Source organism: Bacillus sp. AFS053548, from assembly GCF_002575105.1.
Taxonomy (GTDB): Bacteria; Bacillota; Bacilli; order Bacillales; family Bacillaceae_G; genus Gottfriedia.
Genome location: NZ_NUHI01000021.1, coordinates 36,499 through 51,265 on the forward strand (window position 1 = coordinate 36,499; position 14,767 = coordinate 51,265).

The 14,767-nt window shown below is 32.6% G+C and carries 12 protein-coding genes; 11 read left to right on the plus strand and 1 reads right to left on the minus strand.

Annotation, left to right across the window (positions count from 1 at the left end; translation table 11 throughout):
• Positions 1-7 precede the first annotated feature (7 nt).
• From lplA to CN946_RS23460, 8 genes are all read left to right on the plus strand, one after another.
• Positions 8-997: a lipoate--protein ligase gene (gene lplA / locus CN946_RS10885; RefSeq protein WP_098861133.1), complete on the plus strand. Its 990-nt coding sequence runs from the start codon at positions 8-10 to the stop codon at positions 995-997.
• Between the two features lie 148 nt (positions 998-1,145).
• On the plus strand, positions 1,146-2,678 hold the full coding sequence (locus CN946_RS10890; protein WP_098861134.1) for a fatty acid--CoA ligase family protein: 1,533 nt from the start codon (positions 1,146-1,148) through the stop codon (positions 2,676-2,678).
• A gap of 700 nt (positions 2,679-3,378) precedes the next feature.
• Positions 3,379-4,656 (plus strand): M48 family metallopeptidase, encoded by a 1,278-nt coding sequence (locus tag CN946_RS10895; protein WP_098861135.1) that lies wholly within the window; start codon positions 3,379-3,381, stop codon positions 4,654-4,656.
• 433 nt (positions 4,657-5,089) lie between these two features.
• Positions 5,090-5,368, plus strand: a complete 279-nt coding sequence (locus CN946_RS10900) for a hypothetical protein (protein WP_098861136.1) — start codon at positions 5,090-5,092, stop codon at positions 5,366-5,368.
• Between the two features lie 259 nt (positions 5,369-5,627).
• Entirely contained in the window at positions 5,628-7,214 is a 1,587-nt protein-coding gene (gene aceB / locus CN946_RS10905; protein WP_098861137.1) for a malate synthase A, read from the plus strand.
• A gap of 18 nt (positions 7,215-7,232) precedes the next feature.
• Positions 7,233-8,522 carry an isocitrate lyase gene (aceA, locus tag CN946_RS10910; protein ID WP_098861138.1) on the plus strand — a complete coding sequence of 430 codons (1,290 nt, stop codon included), beginning with the start codon at positions 7,233-7,235 and terminating at the stop codon, positions 8,520-8,522.
• Between the two features lie 290 nt (positions 8,523-8,812).
• Entirely contained in the window at positions 8,813-9,388 is a 576-nt protein-coding gene (locus CN946_RS10915; RefSeq protein WP_098427758.1) for a competence protein ComK, read from the plus strand.
• Positions 9,389-9,975: 587 nt separating this feature from the next.
• Entirely contained in the window at positions 9,976-10,152 is a 177-nt protein-coding gene (locus tag CN946_RS23460; protein ID WP_176547295.1) for a hypothetical protein, read from the plus strand.
• 169 nt (positions 10,153-10,321) lie between these two features.
• Here CN946_RS23460 and CN946_RS10920 read toward each other — a convergent pair whose 3' ends face one another.
• On the minus strand, positions 10,322-10,819 hold the full coding sequence (locus CN946_RS10920; protein ID WP_098861139.1) for a DinB family protein: 498 nt from the start codon (positions 10,817-10,819) through the stop codon (positions 10,322-10,324).
• Positions 10,820-11,431: 612 nt separating this feature from the next.
• On the opposite strand from CN946_RS10920, the gene CN946_RS10925 reads away from it, so the two are divergent.
• From CN946_RS10925 to CN946_RS10935, 3 genes are all read left to right on the plus strand, one after another.
• The gene (locus CN946_RS10925) at positions 11,432-11,677 is read left to right on the plus strand and encodes a (4Fe-4S)-binding protein (RefSeq protein ID WP_084006805.1); all 246 of its coding nucleotides are present in this window, start codon (positions 11,432-11,434) and stop codon (positions 11,675-11,677) included.
• Position 11,678: 1 nt separating this feature from the next.
• Positions 11,679-11,951 (plus strand): GNAT family N-acetyltransferase, encoded by a 273-nt coding sequence (locus CN946_RS10930; protein ID WP_098861140.1) that lies wholly within the window; start codon positions 11,679-11,681, stop codon positions 11,949-11,951.
• A gap of 897 nt (positions 11,952-12,848) precedes the next feature.
• On the plus strand, positions 12,849-14,525 hold the full coding sequence (locus CN946_RS10935) for a GMC family oxidoreductase (protein WP_286133904.1): 1,677 nt from the start codon (positions 12,849-12,851) through the stop codon (positions 14,523-14,525).
• Positions 14,526-14,767: the final 242 nt, after the last annotated feature.

Genomic DNA, 14,767 nt, shown 5'->3' on the forward strand with positions numbered 1-14,767 from the left:
GATACATATGCTTTTTTTAGATAATAGGGGAATAACGGATCCAACATTAAATTTAGCGATGGAAGAATATGCGCTAAAAAATCTAGATCCTGAAAATACATATTTTTTATTTTATATTAATGAACCATCAATCATCATTGGTAAAAATCAAAATACTGCCGAGGAGATTAATGCTTCATATGTAAATGATCATAATATCCATGTAGTTCGTAGATTATCTGGCGGTGGAGCGGTATATCATGATTTAGGAAATCTTAACTTTAGTTTTATTACAAAAGATGATGGTGACAGTTTTCATAATTTTAGAAAGTTTACTGAGCCAGTAATAGAGGCATTAAAGGAACTCGGTGTAAATGCTGAACTTAGTGGAAGAAATGATATATTAGCAGAAGGCAGAAAAATCTCAGGTAATGCACAATTTTCTACTAAAGGTAGAATGTTTAGCCACGGTACATTATTGTTTGATAGTGATATAGATGAAGTTGTAAATGCATTAAACGTAAAGCTAGAAAAAATTCAATCCAAAGGAATTAAATCAGTCCGAAGTAGAGTTGCAAACATTAAGGAGTTTTTAAAAGACGATTTAACAATCCTAGAATTTAAAGATTTAATTTTAAAATCTATTTTTAAAGAACATGGAAGAATAGAACGATATGAATGGACAGATGAGGATATAAAAAATATTAAAGAACTTGCTGAGAGTAGATACCGAAATTGGGATTGGAATTTTGGAAAATCTCCTAAATGCAATATTCAACAAAGTAAAAGATTCTCTGCTGGTTCAATTGATCTTCGTTTAGATGTAAACAAAGGAATCGTTGAGAATGTTAAAATTTATGGTGACTTCTTTGGGGTAGGGGATGTATCTGATATAGAACAGCTTCTGATTGGTAGTAAATTTGATCAACAAGAGATTGAAAATAAGCTAAATGAAATTAATTTTACCCATTATTTCGGTAATGTAACGAAAGAAGAATTTATGAGTTTATTATTTTAAAAAAAGAGTAGGAAACTACTCTTTTTTTGTTTGTTAAAAAATTAGAAGTCTAAAAAGTGCTAGTTTTCTCACTTGTCAGAATTGTTTTCTAGCAATATAATATATTTAGAATATTTTAAATTTTTATATTTAAAGGGGGTAGTTTTTCTTGAATTTAGTTGAAACACTGTCACAATCAGCTTTGAGGCATCCAAAACATTCTGCTATTATCTTTGAAGGGCAGACATTTTCATACTCAACACTAGAGACCTATATTACAAAATTTGCGAGTGGCCTCTCAAAATTAGGCATTGAAAAAGGAGATAAAGTAGCTCTAGTTGTTGGTAATTCACCTCATTTTATTATAGCGCTATATGGTGCATTGAAGGTTGGAGCGGCTGTAATACCGGTTAATCCTTTATATGCACCCGATGAATTAGTATACATATTAACAAACGGCGACGCAAAAGCAGTTATCACCTTAGACTTATTTCTTCCACTTGTAGAAAAAGCTTCACCGATTCTTCCTTATATCGATCACTTCATTATTTGTGAAACAAAACAAGAAAATCCTTATGAATTTAAAAACAATAAATTGAAATCGTTTACAAATGTAGTTGGACTTGGAGATATAGATTTCAAAGGACCTGAATTACATGATGATGATTTAGCAGTCATTTTATATACTTCCGGTACAACAGGAAAACCAAAAGGAGCTATGTTAACGCATAAAAACCTTTATTCGAATGCTATGGATGCTGGACACTTCTTAAGCTTTTCAAATACAGAAAAGGTAATTGCAACTTTACCTGCTTTCCATGTATTTTGTTTAACTGTAGCTTTAAACGCACCTTTAATGTATGGAGCTACTGTTATTTTAGTGCCTAAATTTAGCCCAAAAGAAATATTTGATATTATTCGTACATACAAAGCAACCGTATTTGCTGGTGTGCCAACAATGTATAATTTCTTATATCAATTCCCTGAAGGAAAGACAGAAGACTTTGAGTCAATTCGTCTATGCATTTCAGGTGGTTCTTCATTGCCTGTTGCACTTTTAGAGAATTTTGAGAAGAAATTTAAAGTTATTATTTCAGAAGGTTATGGATTATCAGAAGCTTCACCTGTTACGACGTTTAATCCATTAGACCGTCCGAGAAAAGCAGGATCAATTGGGACAAATATTAGCAATGTAGAAAATAAAGTTATAAATGCTCTTGGTGAAGAAGCAGCAGTTGGTGAAGTAGGTGAATTAATCGTCCGCGGACCAAATATAATGAAAGGCTATTATAATATGCCAGAAGAAACAGCAATGACGATACGTGATGGCTGGTTATATACTGGTGACCTAGCAAGAATTGACGAAGATGGTTATTTCTATATAGTCGATCGAAAAAAAGAATTGATTCTTGTTGGCGGCTATAATGTATACCCTCGCGAAGTTGAAGAGGTAATTTATAATCATCCAGATGTTGTTGAATGTGCGGTGATTGGATTACCAGACGATAATTTTGGAGAAAGTGTAAAAGCCTATGTTGTTTCAAAAAATCCTTCATTAAGTGTGGAGACTTTGACAGAATATTGCAAGGCGCACTTAGCAAAATATAAAGTACCAAGATCAATAGAGTTCATTCCAGAGTTACCAAAAAATGCAACTGGAAAAATACTTAGAAGAGCATTGAAAGATTCAGTTAGAATATAAATTGAGGTAATAGAGGAGAGAGTTCTTTTAGGGAATCTCTCCTTTTTTATTTTGGATATATAGTTGTAATACTAATCTTTTAAAAACTGATAGTGTAGTTAAAGTCTGATCTGCAAATAAGTCCTTGAGCACAGCAAATAAGAGACACAACTGTGCAAATAAACGAGGACAAGCTGCAATTAAAGGCAAACTGCAAATAAAAATAGTAAATCTGCAAATAAAAATATTAAAACTGCAAATAAAAATAACAAATCTGTAAATAAGATAAAAGATTACACATACCAGTTAAGGTATTACACACAAAAAATGTACAGTATTTGATCCTTTCAAATGGAAAACATGTAAAACTGTTCTAATTCTTTCAAATTTAAATAAAAAATTGATTCTAGTCTGCTAATTATCTCTAAAATAAAGTTGAATTTATACTAGAAATGAAAAATAACCTCCGATATACCCACCTTACATTTTTAAATTTCTCTCCATTAAAATAGATTACTAATTCCTGGTATTTATAAAAACTGTTTAAGATCTTCCCAATTTTATACTAAAAGTGTTGGACGGAATTTTTTACGTTTGATAAAGGGTGTATCTTTATTTTCCTAAAAATCTCTTTAAAATAGAAAAAAGTAAATAAAAATATAATAGGTTGAAGTTCTAAAAAATTGGACAAAGTTGATAATATAGAATGGGGGGAGATTTTATGAAAAAAGCAACTAAATCTAAATTAGCCAAATTCATCTGTCTAGGCTATCTCGTTTATATCATTTTAGTCCTGTTATACTTTTATGTTTTTACGACTTCTGACCTACCTTTAAAATATAAAGGAACATTTGTTGATCCACATACATTCATGAATCATAAGGAAGCTAATCTAAGTTCTAGTTATAGCACTTTAAAAAATGTTCTTTACTTTATTACCTTGCCGATTGATTGGATTGTATTATCACTTTTATTATTAAGTGGATCAATTGAAAGATTAGGTGACTCATTATCTAAGTTGACTAGATTTAAGTTTATACAAGTCTTTTTATATTTCTTCTTTGTCTCGGTCGCTACATATATCGTTTCATTTCCAATTGATTTCTATCGATTTAAATTATCGACGAAATACGGATTGTCTGTTCAATCATTTAATGCGTGGATGAAGGATGAAATGATTGGTTTTTGGATAAATTTTGCTATGATGTTTTTTGTGATGTATGTTGTGTATTTATTAATCAAAAAACAACCAAAAAAATGGTGGCTAACTGCATGGTTATTAAGTATTCCTTTTACGGTTTTCTTGACATTTATTCAGCCTGTAGTAATAGATCCCTTATATAATGATTTCTACCCATTAAAAGATAAAAATTTAGAAAAGAAAATTATTACCCTTGCTAAAGAAGCAAATATTCCAGCACATCGAGTATATGAAGTAAATATGTCTACAAAGACAACTACTTATAATGCATATGTTACAGGAATAGGTAAAAACGCTAGGATTGTATTATGGGATACAACTCTTAAAGGGCTGACTGAAGATGAAATTATGTTCATCATGGCTCATGAAATGTCACATTACGTCCATAAAGACATCTATAAATCAATGTTTGGTATGTTGGCAGGTAGTTTAGTCGGTCTGTATATCATTCATTTATTAATGAAGTATGTACAATCAAAGAATAGGAGCAGTCATTCAACCGAAAAAATGGCCGTACTCCTAACCTTATTTTTGATAATTAGTGGAATTGTAGGCTTTATTTCAGATCCGATATCAAATGCATTTTCAAGAAGTGCCGAGAAAAGAGCAGATTTATATGCTGTTAAGCTAACACATGATCCGGAGGCAGGGATTATAGCGTTTCAAAAGTTATCCAAAAACAGTTTGTCTCAAGTAAATCCACCATTTTTAGTGAAATTATTTAGATATGATCATCCGACAATGTTGGAAAGAATGCAGTATTTAGAGGCAGCTGAAAAAAGAATCAACAATAAATAGAGTAAATTCTTTGTGGAATGTTTAGCTTGTAGATTGATTGGTTTTATACCAAGATCTACAAGCTTTTTTTGTATTATAGCTTCGCCCTGTCTTAATTGTACATAGGGTCAACTACTTTAAATGTGTCATATTATCAAAAGTTATAAAATCTGTTGAAAGTTTCACATTTATTTTATTGTGTTTAATTAGGTGCGGTAGTTAAATTTAGTAAAAATATCTTTTTATTCAATAAAATGATGATCGAAAATTAAATCTAATTCTCTATAACAACTTTTACTGAGGTGATCTTATTAAAAGAAGAATACTCTTTATATGTAGATTAATTATTTCGTGTGTTCCTTTTAGTATACTTTTACTAAACTTTATTAAAGACAATGGAGCACAAATTGAAGATTTTCACTTAGGTTATGTAATTAATGCAGAATCTCAGAAAATGGAAAAATATGAGGGACCTCTCGATCTAAATAAAATAATTTGGGTATCAGTGGACTACCAAGATACGAATTTAGGGAAAGTTAACAAGAATATAAGAGAATTAGTAATAAAAAATGATAAAAATCAAGTACTGTTCCAAAAATTATGGACAGAAGAACAAGATACATCTGGAACTAGTTTATCGGTAGATCGGACTAGACTTTACAAAGGACAATTCAAAGTTGAACTTTATACAAATGATAAAGTAATTAAGAAAAGAAATTATAATTTTAAGTAATTCTAAAGGTAAGTTTTATAAAGAAAATGCTGATTTTCGTATTTTACTGTTCCTCCATTTGCAAAAGATGGATACTCGTCTAAAAACATCCTTATAGGGTGTTTTTTATTTAATTGAAATAAACAACCACACTTTAAAAAGTAAAACTGTCGAAAATTCTTTTGGAAATATTTTCAGAATTTAATATCAAATCCGAATACACTGTTATATAATAACATAAGTAATCAATATCTGTTATATAACTGAATGGAGGGATCATATGACAACTGAGCTTTCAAAAATCAAAGTTCTAGGTAATCATGTAGAAGGTTCAACTGACATTCTTACGACCGAAGCATTAAGTTTTTTAGAGCAATTACATCTGAAGTTTGATCAACGTAGACAACAGCTGTTATTAAACAGAAAAGAAAGAATGTGTTTTTTACAGAATGGTGGAAAGCTCCAATTTTTAGAGGAAACAAAACACGTTCGTGAAAGTGAATGGACAATTGCACCTATTCCAGAGGATTTACAAGATCGAAGAGTAGAGATAACAGGACCAGTTGATCGAAAAATGATTATCAATGCATTGAATTCTGATGCGTTTGTTTTCATGGCTGATTTTGAAGATGCTACTTCTCCAACATGGGAAAATATCATTTCGGGTCAGGTTAATTTAAAAGATGCTGTGAACCGAACAATTTCACTCCATTCAAATGGAAAAACATATAAGTTAAAAGAGAAGCCAGCTGTACTATTAGTTCGACCAAGGGGCTGGCATTTAGAAGAAAAACATATCACTGTAAATGGTGAAAATATGTCTGGTAGCTTAGTAGATTTTGGACTTTATTTCTTTCATAATGCGAAACAAGCAATAAAAAATGGCTCAGGACCTTATTTTTATTTACCAAAAATGGAAAGTTATTTGGAAGCAAGATTATGGAATGATGTTTTTTTATTTGCTCAAAATGAATTGAATATACCTGTTGGAACGATTAAAGCAACTGTATTAATCGAAACAATTGCTGCTTCATTTGAAATGGATGAAATACTTTATGAATTAAAGGATCATTCAGCGGGATTTAATTGCGGCAGATGGGATTATATTTTTAGTTTTATAAAAATGATGCGATACGACAAATCAATTATTTTACCTGATCGATCTGTTGTGACAATGGAAGTACCTTTTATGCGTTCATATTCTCAAAAAGTTATTCAAACTTGTCATCGTCGAAATGCTCCAGCAATTGGAGGAATGGCAGCTCAAATTCCAATTAAAGATGATAAAGAGCGAAATGAAGTTGCGTTTGAAAAGGTAAGAAAAGATAAAGAGCGTGAAGCAAAGGATGGACACGATGGAACTTGGGTAGCCCATCCTGGTTTAGTAGCTGTTGCTCTTGAACAGTTTAATCGATTTATGCCTACACCAAACCAGATTCATAGAAAACGTGAAGATGTTAATATAACTGAGGCGGACCTTTTAGAGATTCCTAGTGGTGTTATTACTGAACAAGGTCTCAGAACAAATATAACAGTTGCGATTCAATATATTGAAGCATGGATAAGTGGTCGAGGTGCGGTGCCGCTATACAACTTAATGGAAGATGCTGCGACTGCTGAAATTTCGCGTGCGCAAATTTGGCAATGGGTGCGTCATGAAAAAGGTGTTTTAGAGGATGGTACAAACATTACTTTACAATTAGTGGATTTATTAAAAAATGAAGAAATGTTGAAGCTTCAACTAGAAATTGGGAAAGAACAATTTGAAGCAAAACGATTTAATGAAGCAGTTGGATTATTTGATGAATTAATTAGCAACGATGAATTTGCTGACTTTCTGACTTTAAAAGGATATAACTTTTTATAAAATTAGGAGGAATTGAATATGACGAAAAATCGTGAAAAGCGTATTGCTGAATTACAAGAAAGCTGGGAGCTTGATTCTAGATGGAATGGCATTACAAGAACATACACTGCTGAAGATGTAATTAAATTAAGAGGATCAATCGATATTGAACAAACATTGGCAAAAAAAGGCGCGGAAAAATTATGGAAGCTTTTAAATGAAGAAAGCTATGTTAATGCACTAGGAGCATTAACTGGAAATCAAGCAATTCAGCAAGTAAAAGCAGGTTTGAAGGCTATTTATTTAAGTGGTTGGCAAGTAGCTGCTGATGCGAATCTTTCTGGTCAAATGTACCCGGATCAAAGCTTATATCCAGCAAATTCTGTACCAGCAGTTGTAAAACGAATTAATCAGGCTTTCCAACGTGCAGATCAAATTCAATTTGTTGAAGGTGGAGAAGAAATCGACTACTTCGCACCGATTATGGCAGATGCAGAGGCTGGCTTCGGTGGACAATTAAATGTATTTGAACTAATGAAAAGTATGATCGAAGCAGGAGCGGCAGGTGTACATTTTGAAGATCAATTGTCTTCGGAGAAAAAATGTGGCCATTTAGGTGGGAAAGTATTATTACCAACACAAACGGCGGTTCGTAACTTAATTTCTGCTCGTTTAGCAGCGGATGTAATGGGAGTTCCTACCCTTATTGTTGCACGAACTGATGCAGATGCAGCAGATTTAATTACAAGTGATATTGATCCAGTCGACAAACAATTTATTACAGGTGAAAGAACACCTGAAGGTTTTTATCGTACGAAAGCGGGGTTAGATCAAGCAATTGCTCGTGGTCTTGCTTACGCACCGTATGCAGACTTAGTTTGGTGTGAGACATCAGAGCCAAACCTAGAAGATGCAAAACGTTTTGCAGATGCTATTCATGCCAAATTCCCAGGTAAATTACTAGCTTATAACTGCTCACCTTCATTTAACTGGAAGAAGAAACTAGATGACGAAACAATCGAGACATTCCAACAACAAATTGCAGCAATGGGTTATAAATTCCAATTCGTTACCCTTGCTGGTTTCCATGCATTAAACTTTGGCATGTTTGAATTAGCTAGAAATTACAAAGATCGTGGAATGGGAGCATATTCAGAACTTCAACAAGCCGAATTTGCAAGTGAACAATATGGCTATACTGCAACAAGACATCAACGCGAAGTTGGAACTGGATATTTTGATCAAGTAGCTCAAATAATTACTGGAGGAACTTCTTCAACAACAGCTCTCAAAGGCTCTACTGAAGAACAACAATTTTCATCTAACTAATTAATAAAAAACCACTTTTTTCAATTGTGAGAAAGGTGGTTTTTCTATTGGCTATTATCCTAAAATTTAGTAAACAATGACACTTTTGTTAAAGTATTTAAAAAATGATTCTACAAATAAAGATTTGTGATATTATTTCTCTAACATCAATGTAGCTACTATACTTCATGTTAACAATTTTTTATCTGAACTTGTTAAACTTAATTGTTGGCAATCAATTTATTTAAGAGACTGTCTTGAAGCCAACAAAATTTAACATTTCAATACTAATAACAGAAGGAGTTGTAAGGATGAATCATGTGAAAGGACAAGTTAAAGTATTAAATGAGTACGAGATTAATAAGTCAACAATGGCAATCATTCCAGAATTTACGGTCGATTTAGTTGTAATTTCAAAGGTTTATGAAACAGATGATAGTTTTTATGTTTTAATGAAACCGATTGAAATTATTGAAAGAAGCTGTGCTTACTTCGGGAGTAGTTACCGGGGTAGGCGTGAAGGAACTAAACAAATGATTTCCATCACTCACAAACCACCAATAGCGATCAGCTCAATGAATCAAATTTTCTTTTTCCCCACTTCATCTTCTTTAAAAGTAGAATGTTCTTGGATCTCCTACAATCATGTTGCAAATTTCAGAGGCGGTAAATACAATCGATCAGTTGTTGAATTTTTCAATGGTGTTGAACTTCCATTAGAAATATCTCGTGGTTCATTTGAAAACCAATTATATCGAACTGCACATTTAAGGGCTATTTATGAAGATCGGCTCAACCCTGAGAATACCCAACAAAAAACTTACAAATTAATCCCTGATAACGAAATTACTTCATATATAAAAGGAATATCAATACACGAAAAATAAATGTGGAAGATTAAAATTTTGACTACTTAACATTTAGTAAAGTAGTTTTTTTATGTGGATTATTTAAACAGATTTGTAGAAAAAAAGATAATTGGGAAGTTCTATTTTAGAAATTTAGTCCTTTTAATTCTTAGTAAAAGGCTCTGTTAAAGTAGATTGTTGATTTCTTATTCAATTAAATGGCAGCTTAGTTGAATAAGGAATGCTAATATATAGAAATAAAATAATGGGTGGATGAAGGCATGAAATATTATAAATTACTTTTGAGTGATAGTAATAAAAGTGAGATTGTATTTTACTGTGGCTGAATATGATTCCTGTAATAACACCAGCTTGTGGAATTACAATCGTATTTCGATTAAACATTGGTGAGGATGTTCCTTGCCCCATGAAATCATTATTTGCAAGTGATTGATCTGAACTAAAATAAATAAACCCTGCTCCTGCACCAGCCGGTCCTGTTGGTCCTTGAGGTCCCGTGAAATGTTATAGTCTCATTACATTTTTTTATTTTCTTTCCTTCTTTAAGGTGATATTGTTCAAATCCCAAACTATCTCGCATTTGGAACTTTTTGGAGGGAATTTAAATGGATTTTTGGATTTCAACAATCGGTGGTATCTTAGCGTTAGGTGCATGGATTTGGTATTATGCATCTTTAGGAAAAAGAATTCATCAAGAAGAAAAAGAGGCTGGCAGAGATCTATCTTATGAAATTAATCCATTTACAGGTTCTGCTAAAGGCACTTCAAATGAAAAAAAGTAAATATAAACCTTAAGAAACTAACGAATTTATTAGTTATATAAGAATTTCTACTACTTTTAATTAAATTTCTATAAACACTTATATCACTTCTTATTCAAAAAAGGGCAAACAGGAAAAATAGGAGCCTCATTGACTCCCATGTGTTATGAAATTACTATTGATCCAAAGTTTAGGCTGGATATCCTCCGGTTGGTGGTGGCCAAGCGCTAAATAATCTGCGTATTAGTACGATTTCACCTAAATGATAGGAGTTGTGAGATGCAATATTGCGTAGCACACCACCTGGTGATTCGCCTGGCCATTTCTCCAATGATTTGTCTAATTGAACAGTTTGGGCAATCGTACATGCCTGTTCTATCCCTTGAAGAAAATGCTGAATAACCTGTTTCCACTCTTCCTCATTACTTGGCCCCTCTTCAATAGGCCAGCTTTCTTTTACATCGGAAGGTAATTCTGGTTTCTCCCCTTGTGCGAATAATAAGAGAAATTCTTGCCAGTATGTCATGTGTTTGACTAATTGATAAATAGTATAAGGTAACTCTTCTATTCTTTTCCCTGCAAGATCCATGTTTATATCCAACAAAGCATTCTTGATAGGAAGATGACCACGTTCTCCTCTTAATGATTTTATTAATGTGTCGCTAAACGCTTTATTTGATTGCTCCATAAAACCGACTCCCAACATTCTAGTTCAAATTCACTGAATTTTTTGTTCTTTTTACTTTCTATTATCGAAAAAATCACTGTTCACATTAGTCAACTCTAATTTTTCATCTAAATCATTTGAAGATAAAGCAACCAATCTTTAACTGATTACAGTACATCTTCATTTTTTTTAATTATACTGATTAGAGTAAACTCTAAGTCAATAGATAAATGAATGATTAAAAGCTCTTACTTCTTCTTTAACTACTCTACCAAATAATCCAATATAAAAAGCCAGATAAGTGACTTGTACTCTTGTTCAACTAACGCATTGCGTTAGGACTATAATGAATTAACAACTACTAAACCCAAAAATAAATTTAAAATGATTACGCTTCTTTTTTTTTGTTTAATGCCTTCTTTAGAGTCAATTATAATAACTGTTTTAGCAAGCTAAATTCTTATATAGTATTGGTTCCGGTCAAAAAAAAAACCTCAGACAAAGGAAAAAACACTCCCAAAGTCGTATAAATAATTATCGACAATTTGGAGGTGCTTTTTAGGTTAGATGTCTAATAAAAATTGATTTCTTTAAAAATAGGAGAAAATTTACAAAATGAGAAGAGATAATGAAATGAATAAAGAAGACCTACTAAATAAAGGATATCGGAAATATTCAGGAGAAGAGATTGAAGTTTATTTCAGCAAAGATATCTGTACACATTCAGGTAATTGTGTAAGGACAATGCCGACAGTGTTTGATACAAAAAGAAAGCCATGGATTCTTGCTGATAATGGAGAAGTAGATTCAGCTATGAAAACGATCGATTTATGTCCAAGTGGTGCACTACAATATATTTATAAAAAGGATGATAAATAATATGAATATTGAAAAGGCAGAGAAAAAACACTTCATTGAGAATGAAGAAGGGAAAATCGTCGCTGAAATTACATTTGTACAAGCTGGAGTATCAAAAGTGATCATTGATCATACTTTTGTCGATGAATCCTTGCGAGGACAAAAAATTGCCAGTAAACTTGTTGCTTCTGTTGTAGAAGAGATGAGAGAACAAGACAAAAAGATTGTGCCACTTTGCCCATTTGCTAAGGCTGAATTTGAACGCAAAAAGGAATATCAAGATATGCTTGCGTAATTATACACATTGTTAAATGATGGTAACAATCGTCCCTTTTTACATTTTTTTCTATCCATCATGTTAACATCATTACATATGAGTATCAAAAAGGGAGGTATGGAAAAGTCAGGGGAGTTAGAATGATTAATGATAGAATAAATTAGAAGGATATTTAAGCAATATACTTTGGGATTCACAGCTTGGGCGTGGCTTATAGAAAGATATAAGCTATACAATGGAGCTATTAGTTTTTGCAGAATTTATTAAATATCCTTGTTCAATAACAATGCATTAGTTGTACAAAAAGAGTTGCTTCGGCAACTCTTTTTTATTGCACTCCCATGAAAAAACCTTACGGTATTCATGTAAAAAAATGCATGCCTAAAGAAGACGTCTTTATTTTATTTTAAAAAACTTGTTCCAAATTCAAAAATGTCATATATAACAAATTGTTATAAGTACGAAAAAATATAGTTTTAACATAAAAGAATTGTAACAATTTTGAATTCAGCTTATGTAACTAACACATGCAATAGTTGAACAACACTTAACACTGGCGATTATGATCAATCAACTTCTATTTCAGATCGAGGGAAGATAGTTGAAGAGAGTGATGTGAAACAAGATTAAATATATCTTGTTTTGACTCTTAGTGAAGTGTCAAGAATATTGGATTTTCAACCTAAAGGAATTTAATAAATTAAAAATCCCAGTTTCTTAATTTTTTAATAAGAAATTGGGATTTTTCTATTACTTTATTTATTAGCGCGAGTATAGAAGATATTACATACATCTATATCCAATAAGAAGGTAATTGCTTCAGTAAATGCCATTTATTTTCATAAGTTTAGATAATAAATCATAAAAATGAATAGTCCACATTTATGCAAACCCAGTAACGGAAGGAATGATACAGTGTTGAACGATAATACTTTTGACTTTATTGTGATAGGTGCAGGTACAGCAGGTGGTGTAATTGCAAAAAAATTATCAGATGACAAAATTACTTCTGTATTGGTCTTGGAACCAGGCACAAATATGGTTCAAGAGCTAAGCAGTCCTTCAGGTGCAGTATCCGGTGTTTTGTCTGCTGATAATAGGCATTCCTTTAATATATTTACAAATGTACAGCCCGCAATTGGGAACCAACAACTTAGAGTATCAGGCGGTAGAGCAATCGGTGGAAGCTCTGAACATAATGCCATGTATGCTGTACGGGGAAGCAGGGAACTTTATGATGAATGGGCACGCCTAGTTGGACCTCAATGGAGTTATAACAGTTTAAAGCCACTATTCAAAAAAAATGAAACCTATACTGGAAAGACTCAACAACCAGAAGAACGTGGTAAAAAGGGCCCTATTTTTATCAGACAACAAATTATTCCTAAGGATGGGATTACCGTTACATTAGCAAAAGCAACATCAGAAATATTAGATATTCCCATAGTCGAGGATTGCAATACTGGTATTAGGGATTGTACTTTCTTTAAATCACAGTTTTTAAATAAGGAAGTAAATGGAAAATTTGTTCGCTCATCTACTGCAACAGGATATTTAAATAGTAAAATAGTGACACAAGGAAATGAGTTCCATCCAGATGAAATTGGAGTTGGCGGCAGAGAGTTAGTTATTTTGGTAAAAACAACAGTAAATAAAATTCTATTTAAGCAAGATGGAAAAATTCAAGTTGCAGTTGGAGTTGACTTTGTCAGAAACGGCAAATCAAATAAAGCATTCGCAAAAAAAAGGAATAATTCTTTGTGCAGGCAATTTATCTTCTGTTATATTGCAGCGTTCGGGAATTGGGACCCGGATGATCTGAAAAGAGCAGGTATAGAAACTTTAATTTACAGTCCAAATGTAGGACATAACTTTCAAACCCAATTTACAACCGGATTGGGAGTTGAAGTTAAAACCGATCGGATTTTAGAACTCATGGCTGCAGACCCAGACAATCCAATTACACTAGGTGCATTTAATGCAGATCGCGGTAAAGGAGGGCGTCGCCTTCAAATAATAGGATCACCAGCACCATCGTTTCTTCCTGCCTCAGAGGTATTGGAAAATAATTGGGATTTCGATCCTAAAAAGAAAAGCAATATCATAAGTTTTGGACTTTTTGACGATAACCCAAAAAGCAGAGGTACTATTATGGTCTCACACAGCGATCCTGAGGCATATCCTTCCATAGACCTTAATCCGCTTGGAGATGCAGATGACCTGAATTTCATGGTTGATCAGTTTATTGAGACCCACAACATTATGAAGAAAGCACGTGAAATCGATCCTGAAGGAATATTCAAAGTCGTATTCCCGCCTGAAAATATCTTTGAGATAAAAAATATTGAAGAAAAGCGTAAAAAATTAGAAAGTTTCGTAAGAGCCTCATATCGTAATGTTTTCCACTTTGGAGGTCAATGCAAAATGGCAAGGAGTGTTCGAGAAGGTGTCGTAGATGGCGAATTGAATGTTTTTGGAACAAAGAACCTTAAGGTGGCAGATCTATCAGTCGCACCTATTTTACCTGATGGGAATACTTCACTCCCTTCTCAAATTATCGGTTTAAATGCTGTACGATTCATTCAAGATTAAACTCCAATTTATCAATTATTTGGTGCTGGTTTTTAGCACACTTTTCATCATTCATCGTGCATAAATAGAATTGTGAAGCATTGTACTTAAACTAACGCATGCTTTAGTTGAACAAGATAATCAGCTGAATATTCGATTTTTTTATGAAGTTAAATGGCAGTTCATTTACATAATTTTCCAAATGAAAAGGCGTATAACTAAAACAATTGATAATAATTTTTATATAATAATATTACATTTCT

Bases quoted from the DNA above. Each gene is read 5' to 3' on its own strand.
- lplA (WP_098861133.1), top strand. From the start codon at position 8: ATGCTTTTTTTAGATAATAGGGGAATAACGGATCCAACATTAAATTTA.
- CN946_RS10895 (WP_098861135.1), top strand. From the start codon at position 3,379: ATGAAAAAAGCAACTAAATCTAAATTAGCCAAATTCATCTGTCTAGGC.
- CN946_RS10900 (WP_098861136.1), top strand. From the start codon at position 5,090: ATGGAAAAATATGAGGGACCTCTCGATCTAAATAAAATAATTTGGGTA.
- aceB (WP_098861137.1), top strand. From the start codon at position 5,628: ATGACAACTGAGCTTTCAAAAATCAAAGTTCTAGGTAATCATGTAGAA.
- aceA (WP_098861138.1), top strand. From the start codon at position 7,233: ATGACGAAAAATCGTGAAAAGCGTATTGCTGAATTACAAGAAAGCTGG.
- CN946_RS10915 (WP_098427758.1), top strand. From the start codon at position 8,813: ATGAATCATGTGAAAGGACAAGTTAAAGTATTAAATGAGTACGAGATT.
- CN946_RS23460 (WP_176547295.1), top strand. From the start codon at position 9,976: ATGGATTTTTGGATTTCAACAATCGGTGGTATCTTAGCGTTAGGTGCA.
- CN946_RS10920 (WP_098861139.1), bottom strand. From the start codon at position 10,819: ATGGAGCAATCAAATAAAGCGTTTAGCGACACATTAATAAAATCATTA.
- CN946_RS10925 (WP_084006805.1), top strand. From the start codon at position 11,432: ATGAATAAAGAAGACCTACTAAATAAAGGATATCGGAAATATTCAGGA.
- CN946_RS10930 (WP_098861140.1), top strand. From the start codon at position 11,679: ATGAATATTGAAAAGGCAGAGAAAAAACACTTCATTGAGAATGAAGAA.